Source organism: Pseudomonas fildesensis (assembly GCF_001050345.1).
Lineage (GTDB): Bacteria > Pseudomonadota > Gammaproteobacteria > Pseudomonadales > Pseudomonadaceae > Aquipseudomonas > Aquipseudomonas fildesensis.
Window position 1 is genome coordinate 315137 of sequence record NZ_LFMW01000004.1, and the last position, 20510, is coordinate 335646.

At 60.0% G+C, this 20510-nt stretch carries 21 protein-coding genes; 4 read left to right on the forward strand and 17 right to left on the reverse strand.

From position 1 onward, the window contains the following. Window positions 1-63 precede the first annotated feature (63 nt). The 3 genes from guaB to ACR52_RS07865 form a co-directional block, all read right to left on the reverse strand. The gene (gene guaB, locus ACR52_RS07855) at window positions 64-1533 is read right to left on the reverse strand and encodes an IMP dehydrogenase (RefSeq protein WP_048722756.1); all 1470 of its coding nucleotides are present in this window, start codon (window positions 1531-1533) and stop codon (window positions 64-66) included. A 261-nt stretch (window positions 1534-1794) separates the two neighbouring features. Continuing rightward, window positions 1795-2343: a hypothetical protein gene (locus ACR52_RS07860; RefSeq protein WP_048722757.1), complete on the reverse strand. Its 549-nt coding sequence runs from the start codon at window positions 2341-2343 to the stop codon at window positions 1795-1797. Window positions 2344-2402: 59 nt separating this feature from the next. Beyond that, window positions 2403-3170, reverse strand: coding sequence for a sulfite exporter TauE/SafE family protein (locus ACR52_RS07865; protein WP_048722759.1), 768 nt, complete (start codon window positions 3168-3170; stop codon window positions 2403-2405). Between the two features lie 99 nt (window positions 3171-3269). Between ACR52_RS07865 and ACR52_RS07870 the strand changes: the two genes are divergently transcribed. Genes ACR52_RS07870 through ACR52_RS07880 form a run of 3 tightly spaced genes read left to right on the forward strand, consistent with a single transcriptional unit; the run spans window position 3270 to window position 6395 of the window. Further along, window positions 3270-4160: a LysR family transcriptional regulator gene (locus ACR52_RS07870; RefSeq protein WP_048722760.1), complete on the forward strand. Its 891-nt coding sequence runs from the start codon at window positions 3270-3272 to the stop codon at window positions 4158-4160. A gap of 30 nt (window positions 4161-4190) precedes the next feature. Then, window positions 4191-5570 (forward strand): exodeoxyribonuclease VII large subunit, encoded by a 1380-nt coding sequence (gene xseA / locus ACR52_RS07875; protein WP_048722762.1) that lies wholly within the window; start codon window positions 4191-4193, stop codon window positions 5568-5570. Between the two features lie 3 nt (window positions 5571-5573). Next, window positions 5574-6395: a peptidoglycan DD-metalloendopeptidase family protein gene (locus ACR52_RS07880; protein WP_048722763.1), complete on the forward strand. Its 822-nt coding sequence runs from the start codon at window positions 5574-5576 to the stop codon at window positions 6393-6395. 103 nt (window positions 6396-6498) lie between these two features. Here ACR52_RS07880 and ACR52_RS07885 read toward each other — a convergent pair whose 3' ends face one another. Continuing rightward, window positions 6499-6675: a hypothetical protein gene (locus ACR52_RS07885; RefSeq protein ID WP_236692122.1), complete on the reverse strand. Its 177-nt coding sequence runs from the start codon at window positions 6673-6675 to the stop codon at window positions 6499-6501. A 42-nt stretch (window positions 6676-6717) separates the two neighbouring features. Here ACR52_RS07885 and leuA point away from each other — a divergent pair, with 42 nt between their 5' ends. Next, window positions 6718-8397: a 2-isopropylmalate synthase gene (gene leuA / locus ACR52_RS07890; protein WP_048722766.1), complete on the forward strand. Its 1680-nt coding sequence runs from the start codon at window positions 6718-6720 to the stop codon at window positions 8395-8397. Between the two features lie 188 nt (window positions 8398-8585). Here leuA and ACR52_RS07895 read toward each other — a convergent pair whose 3' ends face one another. The 13 genes from ACR52_RS07895 to fdx form a co-directional block, all read right to left on the reverse strand. After that, entirely contained in the window at window positions 8586-9377 is a 792-nt protein-coding gene (locus ACR52_RS07895) for an amidohydrolase (protein ID WP_048722769.1), read from the reverse strand. Beyond that, on the reverse strand, window positions 9365-10513 hold the full coding sequence (locus ACR52_RS07900) for a pyridoxal phosphate-dependent aminotransferase (protein ID WP_048722771.1): 1149 nt from the start codon (window positions 10511-10513) through the stop codon (window positions 9365-9367). The genes ACR52_RS07895 and ACR52_RS07900 overlap by 13 nt, the downstream gene beginning before the upstream one ends. 108 nt (window positions 10514-10621) lie before the next feature. Beyond that, a complete protein-coding gene (der, locus tag ACR52_RS07905) occupies window positions 10622-12091 on the reverse strand; it encodes a ribosome biogenesis GTPase Der (RefSeq protein ID WP_048722772.1) in 1470 nt (489 codons plus the stop codon). A gap of 139 nt (window positions 12092-12230) precedes the next feature. Beyond that, on the reverse strand, window positions 12231-13382 hold the full coding sequence (gene bamB, locus ACR52_RS07910) for an outer membrane protein assembly factor BamB (protein WP_048722774.1): 1152 nt from the start codon (window positions 13380-13382) through the stop codon (window positions 12231-12233). Further along, the gene (locus tag ACR52_RS07915; protein ID WP_048722776.1) at window positions 13375-14007 is read right to left on the reverse strand and encodes a YfgM family protein; all 633 of its coding nucleotides are present in this window, start codon (window positions 14005-14007) and stop codon (window positions 13375-13377) included. The genes bamB and ACR52_RS07915 overlap by 8 nt, the downstream gene beginning before the upstream one ends. A gap of 41 nt (window positions 14008-14048) precedes the next feature. Then, a complete protein-coding gene (gene hisS / locus ACR52_RS07920) occupies window positions 14049-15338 on the reverse strand; it encodes a histidine--tRNA ligase (protein ID WP_048722777.1) in 1290 nt (429 codons plus the stop codon). A gap of 23 nt (window positions 15339-15361) precedes the next feature. Continuing rightward, entirely contained in the window at window positions 15362-16471 is a 1110-nt protein-coding gene (ispG, locus tag ACR52_RS07925; RefSeq protein ID WP_048722778.1) for a flavodoxin-dependent (E)-4-hydroxy-3-methylbut-2-enyl-diphosphate synthase, read from the reverse strand. A 2-nt stretch (window positions 16472-16473) separates the two neighbouring features. Continuing rightward, a complete protein-coding gene (locus tag ACR52_RS07930; protein WP_048722780.1) occupies window positions 16474-17490 on the reverse strand; it encodes a RodZ domain-containing protein in 1017 nt (338 codons plus the stop codon). Beyond that, window positions 17490-18248 (reverse strand): type IV pilus biogenesis/stability protein PilW, encoded by a 759-nt coding sequence (gene pilW, locus ACR52_RS07935; protein WP_048722782.1) that lies wholly within the window; start codon window positions 18246-18248, stop codon window positions 17490-17492. Before pilW ends, ACR52_RS07930 begins: the two co-directional genes overlap by 1 nt. A gap of 12 nt (window positions 18249-18260) precedes the next feature. Then, entirely contained in the window at window positions 18261-19409 is a 1149-nt protein-coding gene (gene rlmN / locus ACR52_RS07940; RefSeq protein ID WP_048722783.1) for a 23S rRNA (adenine(2503)-C(2))-methyltransferase RlmN, read from the reverse strand. Between the two features lie 29 nt (window positions 19410-19438). Further along, window positions 19439-19864, reverse strand: a complete 426-nt coding sequence (gene ndk, locus ACR52_RS07945; protein ID WP_003175956.1) for a nucleoside-diphosphate kinase — start codon at window positions 19862-19864, stop codon at window positions 19439-19441. 88 nt (window positions 19865-19952) lie between these two features. Further along, on the reverse strand, window positions 19953-20153 hold the full coding sequence (gene iscX, locus ACR52_RS07950) for a Fe-S cluster assembly protein IscX (protein WP_048722786.1): 201 nt from the start codon (window positions 20151-20153) through the stop codon (window positions 19953-19955). Window positions 20154-20167: 14 nt separating this feature from the next. Further along, complete coding sequence (fdx, locus tag ACR52_RS07955; RefSeq protein WP_048722788.1) at window positions 20168-20509, reverse strand: ISC system 2Fe-2S type ferredoxin; 342 nt, start codon at window positions 20507-20509, stop codon at window positions 20168-20170. Window position 20510 lies beyond the last annotated feature (1 nt).

Genomic DNA, 20510 nt, shown 5'->3' on the forward strand with positions numbered 1-20510 from the left:
GAATCAGAAACAACTCGGGGCTGAATAAGACAGCCCCGGTTACTTAACATTTTGCTGGAAGCTTCAACCTACGCGGTAGTTTGGCGCTTCCTTGGTGATCTGCACGTCGTGGACATGGGACTCAGCCATGCCGGCGCCGGTGATCCGTACGAACTCTGGCTTGGTGCGCATTTCTTCGATGTCGGCGCTGCCGGTGTAGCCCATCGAGGAACGCAGGCCGCCCATCAATTGATGGATGATGGCGCTCAGGGTGCCCTTGTAAGGAACACGGCCTTCGATGCCTTCCGGTACGAGCTTCTCGGCGCCTGCCGAAGAGTCCTGGAAGTAACGGTCGGAAGAGCCTTGAGCCTGGGACATGGCGCCCAGCGAACCCATGCCGCGGTAAGCCTTGTACGAACGGCCCTGGAACAGTTCGATCTCGCCCGGCGCTTCTTCAGTGCCGGCGAACATCGAGCCCATCATTACGCAGGAAGCACCGGCTACGATGGCCTTGGACAAGTCACCGGAGAAACGGATGCCGCCGTCGGCGATCAACGGAACACCGGTGCCTTCAAGGGCCGCGGCGACGTTGGCGATGGCGCTGATTTGCGGCACGCCCACACCAGCGACGATACGCGTGGTGCAGATCGAGCCAGGGCCGATACCGACCTTGACTGCGTCGGCGCCCGCTTCGGCCAGGGCCTTGGCAGCAGCGCCGGTAGCGATGTTGCCGCCGATCACCTGTACGTCAGGGAAATTCTGTTTGACCCAGCGAACGCGGTCGATCACGCCTTTGGAGTGGCCGTGAGCAGTGTCGACCACCACCACGTCCACACCGGCAGCGACCAGGGCAGCGACACGGTCACCGGTGTCTTTACCGGTACCGACCGCAGCGCCAACGCGCAGACGACCTTGGTCATCCTTGCTGGCCAGCGGGTAAGCCTTGGCTTTTTCGATGTCGTTGACGGTCATCATGCCTTTGAGGGCGAATTTGTCATCGACGATCAGCACGCGCTCGATGCGGTGCTTATGCAGCAGCTCGCGTGCGTCGTTCTTGTCGGCGCCTTCCTTGACAGTGACGAGGCGCTCTTTAGGCGTCATCACTTCGCGGACGGTGACTTCAAGGCGATTCTCGAAACGCACGTCACGGGAAGTGACGATGCCGACCAGGTCGCCATCGTGCAGCACCGGAACGCCGGAGATATTGTGCAGGCTGGTCAGTTCGAACAGGTCACGAATGGTGGCGTCGGCCTCGATGGTGATCGGGTCCTTGACCACACCGGCTTCGTAACGCTTGACCTTACGCACTTCGGCAGCTTGCTGCTCGATGGTCATGTTCTTGTGGATAATGCCGATGCCGCCTTCCTGAGCCATGGCAATGGCCAGACGGGCTTCGGTGACGGTGTCCATGGCAGCGGAAACCAGGGGAATATTCAGCTCGATGCCACGGGTTAGGCGGGTCTTGAGACTGACTTCGTTAGGAAGTACCTCGGAATAACCGGGCACTAGGAGAATGTCGTCGAATGTCAGAGCTTCTTGGCTGATACGCAGCATCGCGGGGGCTCCCGAGCGGGAAAATGGAAGCGCGCCATTATACTCAGACACCCCTCAGGTCTCAATGTAAAACTCTGACATATTTGGGAATAGTGATAGAAGGAGACTTTCGAGGCCCTGATCGTTCCTGCGCTCCGCGTGGGAATGCCTCTTTGGACGCTCCGCGTCCCGCTGTCGGCGCAAGGCTTAAGCACTGCGCAAGGGTGACGCGGAGCGTCACTGGATGCATTCCCACGCAGGGGCGTGGGAACGATCACAAGCCTACAATTCGACTTTGACCCAGCTGATTTTTTGATCGAGCCAATCGGCAAACTCGTCGATAAAACTCTGCTTGAACCCCGCCTCTGCCCAGTTGTTGAAGATAAATCCCAGGTTGGAAAACCCGCATTCCTGCAGGAACAGGAAGCCATTGATGTCGTCTTCATGACCGCACAAAGGGCAGGTGAAGTTATCAGTGTGGCCGGGCATCCAGTCTTCCAGGCTTTCGAACAGCGCCTCACCGACTTCCTTGAGGCATTCCGGGCAGCCGGCTTCTTCGAGAAAGCCCTTGGCCGGCGTATAGATACAGCGCTTGTAGATGATCTCCAGGCCATTGATCGGCTCGTTGAACGGCAGCGCCTCGGGGTGCAACACCACGGCACGGGCACCGTCGGCCAGCGCGTACGCCATGCGGTTGCCGGTGCGCCCGCAAGTGGTCAGCTCTTCCTTGATGATGTTCTTGCGCACCAGCCAACGCACGATCGCCCGGGCGCGGGGTTCGTGGACGGGCAAGGTGGAAATTTTCGGGACAAGGATGCTTTGGGAATTCATGGGGTCACGGTGCCAAATAAATTTCTGCGGCGGGCAGCTTAATCCCTGGCACCCGCAGGTCAAGTGCTCAAGTACCGCCCGATCAAAGCAATGCCGCTGGCCAATACCAGCCAGGTCACCAGCCGTATAAAGGCTTCACGGGACATGCGCATCGTCAGCCTGCGCCCGCACCACAGCCCCAGGGCCATCGCCGGCAGCAGGCACAGCGCCAACAGCAACAGCGGCCAGTCAGCATACACCCCGGCAACCAGGAACAGGCTGAGGCGCACCACGGTGCTGCAACTGATCAGCGCGCTTTGGGTGGCGCGCGCCGCGTCCTTGGGCAAACGGCTGTTCAGGTAGATCGCATATAAAAAGCCGCCACTGCCGAACAGCGCACCAAACAGGCCGCCGACGGTGCCCATGGGAATTGACCAACCCGCCGCCAATTGCGTCGGCCGGGCTTTCACCGCCAGGCTGTAAATCGCATAGGCGCTGATAAACAGCCCCATCAACAGCAGCAACAGATCCGAATGCAAATTGAGCAAAAACACCACGCCCAGGGTGCAGCCGATAGCCATGCACGGCAACAGCCGCAACAACTCCGGCTTATCCACGTCCCGTCGTGATTGCAGCAGGTTGCCAAAGGCCGCGACAAAATCCAGCAGCACGAGCAGCGGGATGATCTTCGACAGCGGCATAAACACAATCAGAATCGGCCCCGCCACCAGTGCCGTACCGAAGCCGGCGATGCCAAACACGATATACGCCACGACGATGCCCAGGCCGATCACCAGCCAATCCACACCACCAAACGACCACTGACTCATCAGCTCAACCGGGCTCATGGGTTATTCCTTAAAAGAGATGTCCATCACTTTAGCCATCAGCGAGGGTTGCGACTAATATCTTCAAAGCCCCCCACCCATCTCGAAAAGGCATGACGCGTGATTTCCACTCGCCAACTGCGCTACTTCGTCGAAATCGCCGACAGCGGCAGCTTCAGTGCCGCCGCCGAACGCCTGTTTGTGGCGCAATCGGCGTTGAGCCGACAGATCAAGGAGCTGGAAACCCAGCTGAAAACCCCGTTGTTCGAGCGCACCGCGCGCCAGCCCCGGCTGACGGCCGCCGGTGAAGCCTTTTACCCCCGGGCACGCAACCTGCTGGGCGAACTGCTCAAAGCCAGTGAAATGGCAACCCAGGTCGGCAACGGCCAACTCGGCACCCTGCGCCTCAGCCATTCGAGCACCGTGCCGATGAGCGGCGCGTTGCTGCAAGGGATCAGCACATGGCTGGAGCGCTGCCCCGGCGTGTCGATGGACATCGTCAAACTGTCCTCCGAAGCGCAGTTGGAAGACATTGCCGACGGTCGCCTGGACATCGGCCTGTTGCGCTTGCCGGTATTGCGCCAGCGCGAAGGCGTTCGCGTGGTGCCTTTATACAGTGAGCGACTGTTGCTGGCGGTGCCACCGAATCACCCGCTGGCGCGCAGCGATACGCCTGTCGAACTTGAGCAACTCAAGGATGAGGCGTTTATCTCGATCCCCCATCCCCAGCGCGGCGGCCTGAGTTATCTGTCAGCCGAGTTGTGCATGCGCGCCGGATTTTTCCCCAAGGCGGCGCGGGTAATGTCGCGCAAGACCACGCAGTTGCAGTTGATCCAGGCCGGGTTCGGTATTGCCTTGTTACCAAAATCCATACAGGACATCGCGCCTGCCAACGTGCACTTTTTGCCCCTGGCCGACCCGGACTGCCTCAGCACCGTGGCCCTGGCGTGCCCGCAGTCACCGAGCGCGCTGGTGGAGCAATTCTGTCAAACCTTACGCGAATGCCTATAAACTGCCGCCCATGATTAAAGATCTCTCCCCATGATTAAAGATCCCTTCGCCCGCCTGGGCCTGGACCGCGAAGTCCTGACTGTCAGCCAGCTCAACGGCCGCGCGCGGGTGTTGCTGGAAGACGTGTTCACCAATATTTGGGTCGAAGGCGAGATCTCCAACCTCGCCCGCCCGGCCTCCGGCCACGTGTATTTCACCCTCAAGGACAGCGGCGCCCAGGTGCGTTGCGCGCTGTTTCGCAATAACGCCGCGCGGGTGCGCCAGGCGTTGAAGGATGGCCTGGCGGTCAAGGTACGCGGCAAGGTCTCGCTGTTCGAGGGCCGTGGCGATTACCAGTTGATCCTCGACACCGTGGAACCGGCCGGTGATGGCGCGTTGCGCCTGGCCTTTGATGCCTTGAAGGAAAAACTCAGCGCCGAAGGCCTGTTCAGTGCCGAACGCAAGGTGGCCCTGCCGGCCCATCCGCAGCGCATCGGCATTATCAGCTCGCCGACCGGTGCGGTGATCCGCGACATCATCAGCGTGTTCCGCCGCCGTGCGCCGCAAGTGCAATTGACGTTGATCCCCACCGCCGTGCAAGGCCGCGAAGCCGTTGTGCAGATCGTGCGCGCGTTGAAGCTGGCGGATTCCCGTGGGTTTGACGCGCTGATCCTGGCCCGTGGCGGTGGTTCGCTGGAAGACCTCTGGTGCTTCAACGAAGAGGCCGTGGCCCGCGCGGTAGATGCCTGCGTCACGCCAATCGTGAGTGCCGTCGGCCACGAAACCGATGTGTCGATCAGCGACTTTGTGGCTGACGTGCGCGCCCCTACGCCGTCTGCCGCTGCTGAACTGCTGGCGCCGGACTCCAGCAACCTGGTGCGCCAGGTCGAAAGCCTGCACCGCCGCCTGGTGATGCTGATGCGCAATCGCCTGACCCACGACCGTCTGCGCCTGGAAGGCATGGCCCGCCGCCTGCGTCACCCCGGCGAGCGGCTGCGTCAGCAGGCACAGCGCCTGGACGACCTGGACATGCGCCTGCGCCGCGCCTTCGAACGCAGCCTCAACACCCGTCGCGAACGTTTGATCCGCCTGGAAACCCGCCTCGCCGGCCAGCACCCCGGTCGCCAATTGGCCCTGCTGCGCCAGCGCCTGGACAGCCTTGCCGACCGCCTGCCCCGCGCCATGCGCGAAGGCCTCAAGGCACGTCGCCTGCAGCTACAAAGCCAGGTGCAGACGCTGCAAGTGGTCAGCCCGCTGGCGACCCTGGGTCGTGGCTACAGCATCCTGCTGGACGAACGCGGCCAGGCCATTCGCAACGCCGCGCAAACCCACACCGGCCAGCGCCTGACCGCACGCCTCGGTGAAGGCCAATTGCAAGTGCGGGTGGAAGACAACCATCTGACACCTGTCACCCTTTCGTTATTGGATTGATTGATGCCACGTCTATTTAGCCTGTTGATGCTTCTGTGCCTCGCCTTCAACGCCCACGCCGACAGCTACATCAGCCGCACCCTGAACAAACCGGTGCCGGGCGGCGTTGCGGTCGTCGACCTGGGCGCTTCGGCCGCCGCGCCGAAAGCCACCTACCAGGGCAAGCCAGTGCTGGTGGTGAAGGAACAGGCCAACTGGCTGGCGATTGTCGGTATCCCGTTGACCGTTAAACCGGGCACTGAGCGCATCAGCAGCGGCGGGCACAACCTGCCGTTTATCGTTGGCTACAAAAAGTACCCAGAACAGCGCATCACCTTGAAAAACAAAAGCCAGGTCAACCCCGCCCCGGCGCAGCTCAAGCGCATCGAGGCCGAGCTGGCAGTGCAGATCAAGGCCTACCGCAGTTTCAGCCCGAACCTGCCAAGCAACCTGGTGCTGGACAAACCGGTGAACGGGCCCCTGTCGAGCAAGTTTGGCGTGCGCCGTTTCTTCAACGGCGAAGAGCGCAACCCCCACTCCGGCCTGGATTTTGCGGTGCCCGCAGGCACGCCGATCAAGACCCCAGCGGCCGGCAAAGTGATTTTGACCGGCAACTACTTCTTCAACGGCAATACCGTGTTCGTCGACCATGGCCAGGGCTTCATCAGCATGTTCTGCCATATGTCGAAGATCGACGTGAGCGTGGGCCAGCAACTGGCACGCGGCGCGGTAGTGGGCAAGGTCGGCGCGACCGGCCGTGCGACCGGGCCGCATATGCACTGGAATGTCAGCCTGAACGATGCACGAGTGGACCCGGCGATCTTTATCGGCGCGTTCCAGCCCTGAATGGCCCGATTGCGCGCCCGATAACGGTCGCGCAATTAAAACCAGAAGCCAGCCTATTCCCAACCATAAAGTCTCGCTTTCAACACCAATAACAGAACTTCTCTCAATTTTTCTCGACTGCTTGCCATCTTTCACCTCTGAGGTTAGGGTTGAGCTTATGAAAACCTCTCATACCCTCATTCAGCTTCGCCAGCACCGCTGCCTGTGCCTCGTCAGCGCACGACTGCCAGGCTGAATCGATCTGCCTCGTCCAGCGCTTCATCCCCAATAACAGTTCCACGGCAGGCCGCCTTTTCTCGGCCCCTAAACAAAGGATTTCCCGATGAGCATGCTCAAAGACCCGTCTTCGAAGTACCGCGCGTTCCCGACCATCGATATCCCGGACCGCACCTGGCCGTCGAAAACCATCACCACCGCGCCGATCTGGTGCAGCTCTGACCTGCGTGATGGCAACCAGTCGCTGATCGAGCCGATGGACGCGGTGAAAAAGCTGCGCTTCTGGAAGACCCTGGTAGCCGTCGGTGTGAAGGAAATCGAAGCCTCGTTCCCGGCTGCTTCGCAAACCGACTTCGACTTCGTGCGCACCCTGATCGAAGACAATCACATCCCCGAGGACACCACCATCCAGGTGCTGACCCAGGGCCGTGAAGACTTGATCGCGCGTACCTTCGAATCCCTGCGCGGCGCCAAGAAAGCCATCGTGCACTTGTACAACGCCACCTCACCTTCCTTCCGTCGCATTGTGTTCAACCAGGACAAGGACGGGATCAAGGCCATCGCGGTCAACGCCGCGAAGCTGTTCGTCAAATACGCCGCCCAGCAGCCGGAAACCCAGTGGACTTTCGAATACTCCCCGGAGACCTTCAGCGCTACCGAACTGGAGTTCGCCAAGGAAGTGTGTGACGCGGTGATCGAGGTGTGGAACCCGACGCCTGAGCACAAGATGATCCTCAACCTGCCGGCAACCGTTGAATGCGCCACGCCGAACATTTATGCCGACCAGATCGAGTGGTTCGGTCGCCATATCAACCGTCGTGACAGCGTGATCATCAGCCTGCACACCCACAACGACCGTGGCACTGGCGTCGCCGCCACCGAGCTGGGCCTGATGGCCGGCGCCGACCGTGTCGAAGGCTGCCTGTTCGGCAACGGCGAGCGTACCGGTAACGTCGACCTGGTCACCGTGGCGTTGAACATGTACACCCAGGGCCTCAACCCGCAGCTGGATTTCTCCGACATTGACGGCGTGCGCAAAGTCGTCGAAGAGTGCAACCAGATCCAGGTGCACCCACGTCACCCGTATGTGGGCGACCTGGTTCACACCGCGTTCTCCGGCTCCCACCAGGACGCGATCCGCAAGGGCTTTACCCAGCAGAAATCCGACGCGCTGTGGGAAGTGCCGTACTTGCCGATCGACCCGGCCGACATCGGCCGCAGCTACGAAGCCGTGATCCGCGTGAACAGCCAGTCGGGCAAAGGCGGCATCGCCTACCTGCTGGAACAGGAATACGACATAAGCTTGCCGCGCCGCATGCAGATCGAATTCAGCCAAGTAGTACAGGCCGAAACCGACCGCGTTGGCCTGGAGATGACCGCACCGCAGATCTACGCCCTGCTGCAACGTGAATACTTGCAGGCCAACACTCCGTACGCGCTGGTCAGCCATCGCCTGCAGGAAGAAAACGGCAACAGCTCGGTGGAAGTGGAAGTCGCCGGCAAAGGCCAGGGCGAAACCAACCTGCGCTGGCACGGCAAGGGCAACGGCGCGCTGGAAGCACTGGTGGCCGGCCTGCCGATTGGCGTGGAGATCATGGACTACAACGAACACGCGATCGGCGCGGGTACCAACGCCAAGGCAGCGGCCTACATCGAACTGCGTGTGAACGGTGAGCGTCCGGTGCATGGCGTGGGCATTGATGAAAACATCACCACTGCCAGTTTCAAGGCGGTGTTCAGCGCGCTGAACCGCTCGTTGAGCCAGTTGGAAGCGAAAGCGGCGTAAGCGTAACGCCGCAATACAAAAGGCCCCTGGATGAGAATCCAGGGGCCTTTTTACTGATCGCTCCCACCCGACCGATCGTTCCCACGCTCTGCGTGGGAATGCCTCCTGTGACGCTCCGCGTCACGCCTTTAAGAGCGGACGCAGAGCGTCCTGAGCTGCATTCCCACGCGGAGCGTGGGAACGATCTGTCAGATGAATTGGAAGCTATCGGCATCCAGGTTCGCCGGGAATCGCGTGCGGTAAGCCGCCAGTTCGGCCGCGTCCAGGCACACCTGAAACACCCCATCCGCCTCCCCAGCACTGAGCAAGGTCTCACCCTGGAAATCCAGCACTTGGCTGTCGCCGGTGTAGACAAAGCCCTTGCCGTCCGTACCGACCCGATTCACTGCCGCCACATAGCATAGGTTTTCGATAGCCCGTGCAGGGAGCAAGCGGTTCCAGTGCTGACGCCGCGCCCCCGGCCAGTTGGCGGTGTACAGCAGCAAATCAGTGTCCTGAGCATCACGACTCCACACCGGAAAACGCAAGTCATAGCAAATCAGCGGGCGAATGCGCCAGCCCTTCAACTCGAACTGCACCTGGCGCTCGCCGGGGGTGTAGTGATCATGCTCACCGGCCATACGGAACAGGTGGCGCTTGTCGTAATGCAGCACCTCGCCATCCGGCCGCGCCCACAGTAGGCGGTTGCGGTGGCTGCCATCGGTGGCCTGGATGATCACGCTGCCGGTAATCACCGCGTTGTACTTCTTCGCCTGAGCCAGCAGCCAGTGATGGGTCGGGCCGTTTTCCGGCTCGGCAAGAGTGGCTGACTCCATGGAGAAACCGGTGGTGAACATCTCTGGCAGCACGATCAGATCGACGCCGCTTGCCTGCTCCAGCAGCAGTTCGAAATGTTCGAGGTTGGCCTGGCGGTCGTGCCACGCCAGGCTGGTCTGGACCAGGGCGATATTGAGGTCGGGCAATGCATTCAGATCACGCATAGTTTTTCAGCCGCTTGTTGCAGCGTCTCCTCGCGTTTGGCAAAGCACAGGCGCACCAGGCGCTGGGCTTGGGGTGGGTTCTGGTAGAACACCGAGACGGGGATGGTCGCCACGCCGTGCTCACGGGTCATCCACAGCGACATGGCGACGTCATCCAGGTCCGGGCGGATCTGCGAATAATCCACCAACTGGAAATAGGTGCCGGTCACCCGGGTGAAGCTGAAACGCGATGGGGCCAGCAGGTTACAGAACAGGTCGCGCTTGGCCTGATAGAACGCCGGCAGTTCGTCGACGTGTTCAGGGTGTTCGGCCATGAAGTCGGCCAACGCAAACTGCAACGGAGTCACGCCGCAGAAGTTGACGTATTGGTGCACCTTACGCAGTTCGGCAGTCAGGGCCGGTGGTGCAACCACATAACCGGTTTTCCAGCCGGTGACGTGGTAGGTCTTGCCGAAGGAGCTGACCACAAATGCTCGCGGGTACAGCTCTTCGTGGGCCAGCACGCTGACGTGGGGCACACCGTCGAATACCAGGTGTTCGTAAACCTCGTCACTGACCAGATAGATGTCGCGGTCTCGGATCAACTCAGCCAACTGGTCCAGTTCGGCGCGGCTGATCAGGGCACCGGTCGGGTTATGCGGGGAGTTGAGGATGATCATGCGCGTGCGTGGCGACAGCGCGGCTTTGATTTTCTCGAAGTCCAGCGCAAAGCCTTGCAGGCTCAGTTGCACATGCACGCAGCGGCCACCGGCCAACTCCACCGAAGGCTCGTAGCTGTCATAGCAGGGGTCGAAAACGATGACCTCGTCGCCGCTGCGAATCACCGCTTGGATCGCGCAGAAGATCGCGGCGGTCGCGCCGGGGGTGATGGTGACTTCGCTGTCGGGATTGACCTTGGCACCGTAGCTGCGGGCGATCTTGGCCGCCACTTGCTGACGCAGCGCCGGCAAGCCGGTCATCGGGGAATATTGGTTATGACCGCTGGCGACGTGTTTGCCCACTGCATCGAGCAAAGCCTGGGGGCCATTAAAATCGGGAAAGCCCTGGGACAGGTTGAGCGCACCGGTTTCGGCGGCAAGTTGCGACATGGTGGTGAAGATGGTGGTGCCGACATTCGGCAGCTTACTGGTGATCATCGGTGCGCCCCTTGCGGTGAGCCCCAAGTTTTAAGCTGCGCGCGCCAAGGGGTCAACCGCCAGGCACAAAAAAGGGCTCTGAAAGAGCCCTTTTTTAACCGATCAGGATCAGCGTTTGTCGCGACGCTTTTTGTCGGCTTTCTTGTGGTGCGTCATCATCCGGCGCTTTTTGTTTACCTGGCGGTCGGTGAGGCTGTTCTTGTTACCTTCGTACGGGTTCTCGCCACCCTTGAACTCGATACGGATCGGCGTACCGACCAGTTTCAAGACACGACGGTAGGTGTTTTCCAGGTAACGCACGTAGGACTTCGGCACTTTCTCGATCTGGTTACCGTGGATCACGATAATCGGCGGGTTGGCACCACCCAAGTGGGCGTAACGCAGTTTGATCCGGCGGTTGTTGACCATCGGCGGCGCGTGCTCGCCAACAGCGTCTTCGAGGATCTGGGTCAGACGGTTGGTCGGCCAGCGGGTAACCGCGGACTTGAACGAGTTCTGTACGGACGCGTAGAGGTTGCCCACGCCGGTGCCGTGCAGTGCCGAGATAAAGTGGATATCGGCGAACTCGACGAAGAACAGTCGACGCTGCAGCTCGATTTTGACGAAATCGCGCTCGCTCGGCGTCATGCCGTCCCACTTGTTGATCGCGATGACCAGGGCGCGACCGGCTTCCAGGGCAAAGCCCAGCAAGTTGAGGTCGTGGTCCACCACGCCTTCGCGGGCGTCCATCACGAAAATCACCACGTTGGCGTCTTTGATCGCCTGCAGGGTTTTCACCACGGAGAACTTTTCAACTTCTTCGTGGATCTTGCCGCGCTTGCGCACACCAGCGGTGTCGATCAGCGTGTACTTCTCGTCGTTACGTTCAAACGGGATGTAGATACTGTCACGGGTGGTGCCGGGCTCGTCGTAGACGATGACGCGGTCTTCACCGAGCATGCGGTTGACCAGGGTCGACTTGCCGACGTTCGGGCGGCCGATGATCGCGATCTTGATACCGTCTTTTTCACTCGGGCCAGGAATGCGCTTGGCTTCCTCACCTTCGGCAACGATCTCTTCTTCGCCTTCAACTTCTTCGGCGTCATCCTTCGGGAAGTCGCGCAGGGCGATTTCCAGCATCTGGGTGATGCCGCGACCGTGGGCACCGGCGATCGGGATCGCGTCGCCCAGGCCCATCGGGCTGAATTCGGCGCGGGCCATCTCAGGATCGATGTTGTCGATCTTGTTGGCGACCACATAGGAACGCTTGTTGCGCTTGCGCAGGTGCTCGCCAATCATCTGGTCGGCGGCGGTGTAGCCCGCGCGGGCGTCCACCAGGAACAACACGACATCGGCTTCTTCAATGGCCAGCAGCGACTGCTCGGCCATCTTTTCGTCCATGCCATGTTCGTCACCGGAGATACCACCGGTGTCGACAATAATGTAGGAGCGCCCTTGCCACTTTGCCTCACCGTATTGGCGATCACGGGTCAGACCAGACAAGTCGCCGACGATGGCGTCGCGAGTCCTGGTCAGGCGGTTGAACAAGGTGGACTTGCCGACGTTAGGTCGGCCCACCAGGGCGATTACGGGAACCATGCGGCTCTCCACTTCGTTATTTCAGAAAATACAAAAGCCGCTGCAAGGCAGCGGCTGGTGCTCGGGGCAGCATATTCAAATGCCGCATGCCCCACCGAAGCGGGGCCGCCTGGGTTTTACCCCAAGCATAGTCAAACCTTTACTTGATGGTCAGGGCTTCCAGCTTGCCGCTGTTACCAAACACATAAAGCATGTTACCCACGACCAGCGGACGGGCACGCAGGCCGTCACTGTCGATACGCTCACGACCTACGAAGCGACCGTCTACCTGGCTCAGCAGGTGCAGGTAACCTTCGAAGTCGCCTACCGCTACGTAGCTGGAGAACACTTCCGGAGCCGACAGTTGACGGCGGGCCAGCGAGTCGTTGCTCCACAGTGCAGTGGTGGAACGCTCGTCGACACTTTCAACGGTGCCAGACGCCAGGCTTACGTAGACGCTGCCAAACCCTTGGGCGACACCGGCGTAGCTGGAAGCATCACGCTGCCAGTTGACGCGGCCGGTCTGCAGGTCCAACGCAGCAACGCGGCCCTGGTAGGTGGCGACGTACAGGGTTTCCCCCGACAGCAGCAAGCCGCCGTCGATGTCCACAACGCGGTCCAGCTCGGAACGACCTTGCGGGATTGCCACACGGGCTTCCCAGGCAGGCACGCCGTTCTGGGTGTCGAGGGCGACCACTTTACCGGTCGACAGGCCTGCAACGGCCAGATTGTTGGTCACAACCGGACCACTGGTACCGCGCAGCGTCAGCACCGCAGGGGTGCTGTCGTACAACCAGCGCTGTGCGCCGGTGCTGGCGTCAAGGCCGATTACACGGTCGTCCTGGGTTTGCACCACGACGATATCGCCGTTGGTGGCAGGCGGTGCGAGCACTTCACTGGTCACGCGAGCGCGCCATTTCTCTTCACCGGTGCTGGAATCCAGTGCCACGACTTCGCCTTTCAGCGTGCCGAGCATCACCAGGCCGTAACCCACGCCTACGGCGCCGGACACTGGCAACTCGAGGTCTTTCTTCCACTTCACGTCGCCGTTCATGCGATCCATGGAGATCACCACGCCGGTTACGTCGGCGGCCACAATGTTGTCACCGTCGATTGCCGGTACCAACATGTTGTAGGTGTCGCCCTGACCGTCACCGATGGAGCGGCTCCACTGCTTTTGCAGGACCACTTCTTCCTTGAAGCTGGTCAGCTCGGCAGGAGGCAGTTCTTTTTTACTGTTGCTGCTGCAACCCGCGGCCAAAACGGCCAGAGCCAGCAATGCTGCATGTTTCCAACGGATCACGTCACGCATCCCCTTTGGCCAAGTCGTCCAGCTTGATTTGTAAGCCACCGACTGCCGCTTCATCAGACAGCGCCGCCTTGGCTTTTTTGTACGCAGCATTGGCTTCGTCGGTACGACCCAATTGGACCAACAGGTCGCCCTTGAGCTCTTCGCGAGTGGCTACAAATGCCTTGTCAGCATCACCGTCGAGCAGTTTGAGTGCTTCGTCGGTCTTGTTCTGAGCCGCCAGTACCTGAGCCAGGCGCTGACGTGCGATTTCACCCAGGGTCGGCTTGTCGGCGATAGCCTTCAGTTCGTTGGCTGCGTCATCCAGCTTGCCGGTATCAACCGCGACTTTCGCGACGAACAGGCTGCCGTATTGGGCGTAGGTGCTACCGCCAAATTCGTTTTTCAGTTTGCTGGCCAGGTCTGCCACTCGTGCAGGATCAGGCTTGCCGTCCGGCGTCAGCGTGGTTTCCAGCAATTGCTGATAGAGGATCGAGGCGCCCTGGGACTGGTTGGCCTGATACTTGTGCCAGGCTTGCCAGCCGAACACCACCACTAAAGCCAGCAGACCGCCGGTAACCAAGGGCTTGCCGTTACGCTGCCACCAGTCCTTGAAATCGGCCAGTTGATCATCATCAGTACTCGACACCCCAATACTCCTTAATCGCTAAATTCGGCTGTTCGACAGCTTCAACCCTGCACGACGCAGGTGGCCAGGTGCGCAGCGAGCGCATCAAAGGCAATGTTCTGTTGCTCGCCCTGGCCACGCAGGGGTTTGAAACCTATCACTTGCTGGGCCAATTCGTCATCGCCGAGGATCAATGCATACAGCGCACCGCTCTTGTCGGCCTTCTTGAACTGGCTCTTGAAGCTGCCGGCGCCGGCATTGATCTGCAGGCGCAGGTTCGGCAGTTGGTCGCGTACTTTTTCGCTCAGGGTCAGGGCAGCCAGTTCGGCAGCCTCGCCAAAGGCGCACAGGTAAACGTCCACCTGACGGGAAATCTCTTCCGGGACCTGCTCCAGGGTTTCCAGCAGCAGGATCAGCCGCTCGATGCCCATGGCAAAACCAACGCCCGTGGTGGGCTTGCCACCCATTTGCTCAACCAGGCCGTCGTAACGGCCACCGGCGCACACGGTACCTTGGGCGCCGAGCTTGTCGGTGACCCACTCGAATACCGTCTTACTGTAGTAATCGAGGCCGCGCACCAGTTTCGGGTTGATCACATACGGAATACCGACCGCATCCAGACGAGCCTTGAGGCCCTCGAAGTGCGTACGGGACTCGTCATCCAGGTAGTCGGCCATTTTCGGCGCGTCGACCAGTACGGCTTGGGTGTCAGCGTTCTTGGTATCCAGGACGCGCAACGGGTTGGTTTTCAGACGGCGCTGGCTGTCCTCGTCCAACTTGTCCAGGTGGGCAGACAGGTACTCGACCAGGGCAACGCGATAACGGCCCCGGGATTCACTGGTGCCCAGGCTGTTGAGTTCAAGCTTTACCGCGTCGCGAATGCCCAGCATGCCCCAGAGGCGCCAAGTCAGTACGATCAGCTCGGCGTCGATGTCCGGGCCGTCGAGGTTGAACACTTCCAGGCCGATCTGGTGGAACTGGCGATAACGACCTTTTTGTGGGCGCTCGTGGCGGAACATCGGGCCGATATACCACAACTTCTGTGGCTGACCACCGCCGGTAAGGCCGTGTTCTAGCACGGCGCGCACGCACGCAGCAGTGCCTTCGGGACGCAGGGTCAGGGAATCGCCGTTGCGGTCTTCAAAGGTGTACATCTCTTTTTCGACGATGTCGGTCACTTCACCGATGGAGCGCTTGAAAAGCTCGGTAAATTCGACGATCGGCATGCGGATCTGCTTGTAACCGTAGTTATCCAGCAGGCGCGCAACCGTGCTCTCGAAGTAGCGCCACAGGGGCGTCTGCTCCGGCAGTATGTCATTCATGCCACGAATGGCTTGCAGAGACTTGCTCACATCAAATCCTTAAATTCGTTCAATCAGCCGCGCGCGATCAGCGCTGCGTCAGCGGCGACCTTTTCGGCCGCTTTCTGGCGGATCAACCTTTCGAGCTCATCCACCAGATTGTCATTCGTCAACTTCTGCGACGGCTTGCCGTCGATGTAAATCAGGTTCGGAGTACCGCCGGTCAAGCCCACATGGGCTTCCTTGGCTTCGCCCGGGCCGTTGACCACGCAACCGATCACCGCAACATCCAGCGGCACCAGCAGGTCTTCGAGGCGCACTTCCAGTTCGTTCATGGTTTTCACCACGTCGAAGTTCTGCCGCGAGCAACTCGGGCAGGCAATGAAGTTGATACCACGGGAACGCAAATGCAGGGATTTGAGAATGTCGTAACCGACCTTCACCTCCTCTACCGGGTCTGCCGCGAGGGAGATGCGGATAGTATCGCCAATCCCGTCGGCGAGCAGCATACCGAGACCCACCGCAGATTTCACTGTGCCTGAACGCAAACCACCTGCTTCGGTGATACCCAGGTGCAGCGGCTGCACGATTTCCTTGGCCAGCAGGCGGTACGCTTCTACCGCCATGAACACGTCGGAGGCCTTTACGCTGACCTTGAAGTCCTGGAAATTCAGGCGTTCAAGGTGTTCAACGTGGCGCAGGGCCGACTCGACCAGCGCTGCCGGGGTCGGCTCGCCGTATTTCTTTTGCAGGTCTTTTTCCAGGGAGCCGGCGTTGACGCCGATACGGATCGGAATGCCGCGGTCACGGGCAGCATCCACCACGGCACGCACACGGTCTTCGCGACCGATGTTGCCCGGGTTGATGCGCAGGCAATCGACGCCCAATTCGGCAACGCGCAATGCGATCTTGTAGTCGAAGTGAATATCGGCAACCAGCGGCACCTTGACCAGTTGCTTGATGCGGCCGAAGGCTTCGGCAGCATCCATGTCCGGAACGGAAATCCGCACGATGTCTACGCCGGCCGACTCCAGACGGTTGATCTGGGCGACGGTGGCGGCGACATCGTTGGTGTCGCTGTTGGTCATGCTCTGTACCGCGATGGGGGCGTCGCCACCCACCGGCACCGAGCCGACCCAGATCTTGCGCGATACGCGACGTTTGATTGGAGATTCGCCGTGCATGACTATTGTCCCAACTTCAGGCGAGCGGTCTCGCCACTGGTGAACGGCGCCACGTCCACAGGCTGGCCGTTGTAGGCCACTTGCGCGCCACGGGCAAAGCCCAGACGCAGCGTCAAAGGAGGCTTGCCGCCCTGGTCGAGCGTATCTCCCTTACGCTTCAAACCGCTGAACAGCACTTTGCCGTTGCCATCGGTGAGTTGCGTCCAGCAATCAGCAACGAAGGTAATCTGTACGCGCCCGTCACCGGCGATCAACGCAGGGGTGGTAGGCGGCGAAATCGCTGGCACAGCCGGGGCGGCTGGAGCGGGAGTCGCTGGGGCCTGCACCGGCGCGGCAGGCGTATGAGCCTGGGCAACCGGCGCAACCGGGGTGTGAGCGGGTGCAGCCGGAGTCACCGGTATGGCCGGAGCGGGTAAGGCAGCCGTCGAAGCCGGCGCAGTTTCGGGCGCTGGCTGTTCGGCGGTGACGGGCGCTTCTGGCGCGGCCTGGCCTTCAGCAACGGCCTGGTCTTCCGGCTCATCCAGCGGATGAATTTGAGTGGTGCCGTCGGCGCTTTCGACTTCGACGTGCTCCATGGCGTTGCTGGTCAAGTCCTTGGTGCGCTGGGAGGCCTGGTCTTGCCACCAGACAAAACCACCGCCGATCACCGCGATCAGCAGCAGCAGGCTGACAATTCGCAATATCGTGTGGGAAACCCGCACCGGTTCTTCGATGCGACCCAAGCCATGGACGTTGCTGCCCTGGGAATCTGTACCGGTGAACTGGTCGAATTCCTGGACCAAGATGGTCTGTTCGATGCCCAGCAATTTGGCGTAGGCGCGGATGTAGCCGCGGGCGAAGGTATGCCCAGGCAACTTATCGAACGCGCCGGCTTCCAGGTTGCCCAGGGACGTGGTGGTCAAATTGAGCTTGAGGGCCACTTCTGCCAGCGACCAACCATTGCTTTCGCGGGCCTGGCGCAAGGTGTCGCCTGGGTTTACGCGATTAGCTGCTACAACTTCCGGGTGCGCCGCTTTCATCATTGCTCCGACAGGTATTGCTGATATTCCGGCGTACCGGGATAGAGTCGTTCGAGTTGCTGGCCAAAACGTGCGGCCGTGTCGCGTTCTTCATGAACCGTCGCCAGGCGCACACCGAGCAATAGACTACGTGCATTTTGCCCGCTGAGCAGGCTAAAACGCTCGTAATAGTCACGTGCCGGCACATAATGCCTGTCTTCGTAAGACATCTCAGCCATTTCGAGCAACGCGCGTGGCTGACGACCGTTCAAGTGCAAGGCTTTTTCCAGTTGCCGGCGCGCGCTGTCGCGCTGACCGAGGCGCATCGAGGTCACCCCAAGGTTCTCGTAGACGCGCGAGCGCTCAGGATAGAGGGTATCGGTGCTGGCCTGCAGGAAATAAGCGGATGCCTGGTCATAGCGTTTCTGTTCGAACAGGAAGCTGCCGTAGTTATTGAGCAGCCGCGGGTCGGCAGGACGGGAAGCCAGGGCCTTGTTGAAATACTGGTCGGCCAGTTCAGGCTCGGCCTGGGCCTGGAACACCAGCGCCAGTGCGGCATTGGCGTCGGCATCGCCGCTGTCCAGTTCAAGGGCCTTTTTCAACGGCACCTTGGCCTGCTCGCTCATGCCTTGGCGCAGATAACCCAAACCGAGTTGCACATAGGCAACTCGCGCCTCGTCACGGCCCTTGCCGGTTTGCAATGGGCTCTCATAGCCCGATGAAACACAACCGGCCGCGAGACCGGTAAAAAGCAAGAGCAGCGCAAGGCGCAACGGCATAGAGATCCTCTCTCAGATTCGATTCACAGCAATTAGCGGCAAATCGTCGGCGGCGTTCAGTTCACGACCGGCGATATAACGCTCGCTGCGACGGGTGCGGTCCAGCACCTGTCCTACCAATTGGCCACAGGCGGCGTCAATGTCTTCACCACGGGTGGTGCGTACGGTGACGTTGTAACCGGCCTGGTGCAGTTGATCCTGGAAACGGCGGATGGCGTTGTTGCTCGGCCGCTCGTAGCCAGAATGGGGAAACGGGTTGAACGGAATCAAGTTGATCTTGCACGGGGTGTTCTTGAGCAACTCGATCATCTCGACCGCGTGCTCGACCTTGTCGTTGATGTCCTTGAGCATGGTGTACTCAATGGTCAGCACACGTTTCTCGCCCAAGGTCGCCATGTAACGCTGGCAAGATTCGAGCAGCATCTTAAGCGGATACTTCTTGTTGATTGGCACCAATTGGTTACGCAATGCGTCATTGGGTGCGTGCAGCGACAACGCCAGGGAGACGTCAATGTGCTTGGCCAGCTCATCGATCATCGGCACCACGCCGGAGGTCGACAGGGTCACACGGCGCTTGGAGATGCCGTAGCCCAGGTCGTCCATCATCAGGTGCATGGCCGCAATTACGTTGTCGAAGTTCAGCAGCGGCTCACCCATGCCCATCATCACCACGTTGGTGATGGCACGGTCGACGGTCGCCGGGACGCTGCCAAAGGATTTGTTTGCAATCCACACCTGGCCGATGACTTCGGCGGCGGTGAGGTTGCTATTGAAGCCTTGCTTGCCGGTGGAGCAGAAACTGCAGTCTAGGGCACAGCCTGCCTGGGACGAAACGCACAAGGTGCCGCGTTTGCCCTGGGGAATGTATACGGTCTCGACGCAGCTGCCGGACGCCACGCGCACCACCCACTTACGGGTGCCATCGGTGGAAATGTCCTCGCTGACCACTTCGGGACCACGAACTTCGGCAATGACCTTTAGCTTGTCGCGCAGGGCCTTGCTGACGTTCGTCATGGCGTCGAAATCGTCGACACCAAAGTGGTGAATCCACTTCATTACCTGACCGGCACGGAAACGCTTCTCCCCGATTGAGTCGAAGAATTTTTCCATTTCCTGTTGGGTCAGACCCAGCAGGTTAGTTTTAACAGTCGATGTAGTCATGGATTCACCCTCACTCTTTAAGCCGATGCTTAGCGAGCGGTTACTTCAGTAGCAGCGAAAAAGTACGAGATTTCGCGAGCAGCAGCGGCTTCGGAGTCGGAACCGTGAACAGCGTTGGCGTCGATGGACTCAGCGAAGTCAGCACGGATGGTGCCGGCAGCCGCTTCTTTAGGGTTGGTAGCGCCCATCAGCTCACGGTTCAGAGCGATAGCGTTTTCGCCTTCCAGAACCTGAACAACAACAGGGCCGGAGATCATGAAGGCAACCAGGTCGCCGAAGAAGCCACGAGCGCTGTGCTCAGCGTAGAAGCCTTCAGCCTCAGCCTTGGACAGTTGCTTGAGTTTCGAAGCTACAACCTTCAGGCCGGCTTTTTCGAAACGAGTGGTGATCTCGCCGATGACGTTTTTTGCAACAGCGTCAGGCTTGATGATGGAGAAAGTACGTTGAACAGCCATGGTGTAACTCCAGAAACGGTAATTTACGAAAAATTAAACCCGCGAATTATACGCGGGTTCTTGGGTATTGCCTAACCTGCGGGGATGATCAGTCGATTTCTTCGATCCAGAGTTCCTGAACCTTCTCCAACACCTTCTCGCCACAACGGCCAGAGGTATCGTCGAAATCAGGCAGCTCCATGATCCAGCGCTGCAGGTCGACGAAGTTGACCGTCAGCGGACTCACGTCCGGCTTGGCTTCAGCCAGTTCTTCAGCAATGCGCTGTACATCATTCCAACCGTAACTCATAAAAGTTCTACCCGTCAGTGCGGCGCTTCGGCAGCATGGTTGAGCGAATATTTCGGAATTTCGACGGTAATGTCTTCAGTCCCGACCTTGGCCTGACAGCTTAGGCGCGATTGCGCTTCCAGGCCCCAGGCTCGATCCAGGAAGTCCTCTTCCAGCTCATCAGCCTCTTCAAGGCTGTCGAAACCGTCACGGATGATGCAGTGACAGGTGGTACAGGCGTTGACACCACCACAGGCGCTCTCAATCTCGATGTGGTTGTCATGGGCAACTTCGAGGATGGACTTGCCGGTCTCAGCCTCCACGACCATACCATCCGGACAATGCTCGGCGTGTGGCAGAAAAATGACCTGCGGCATT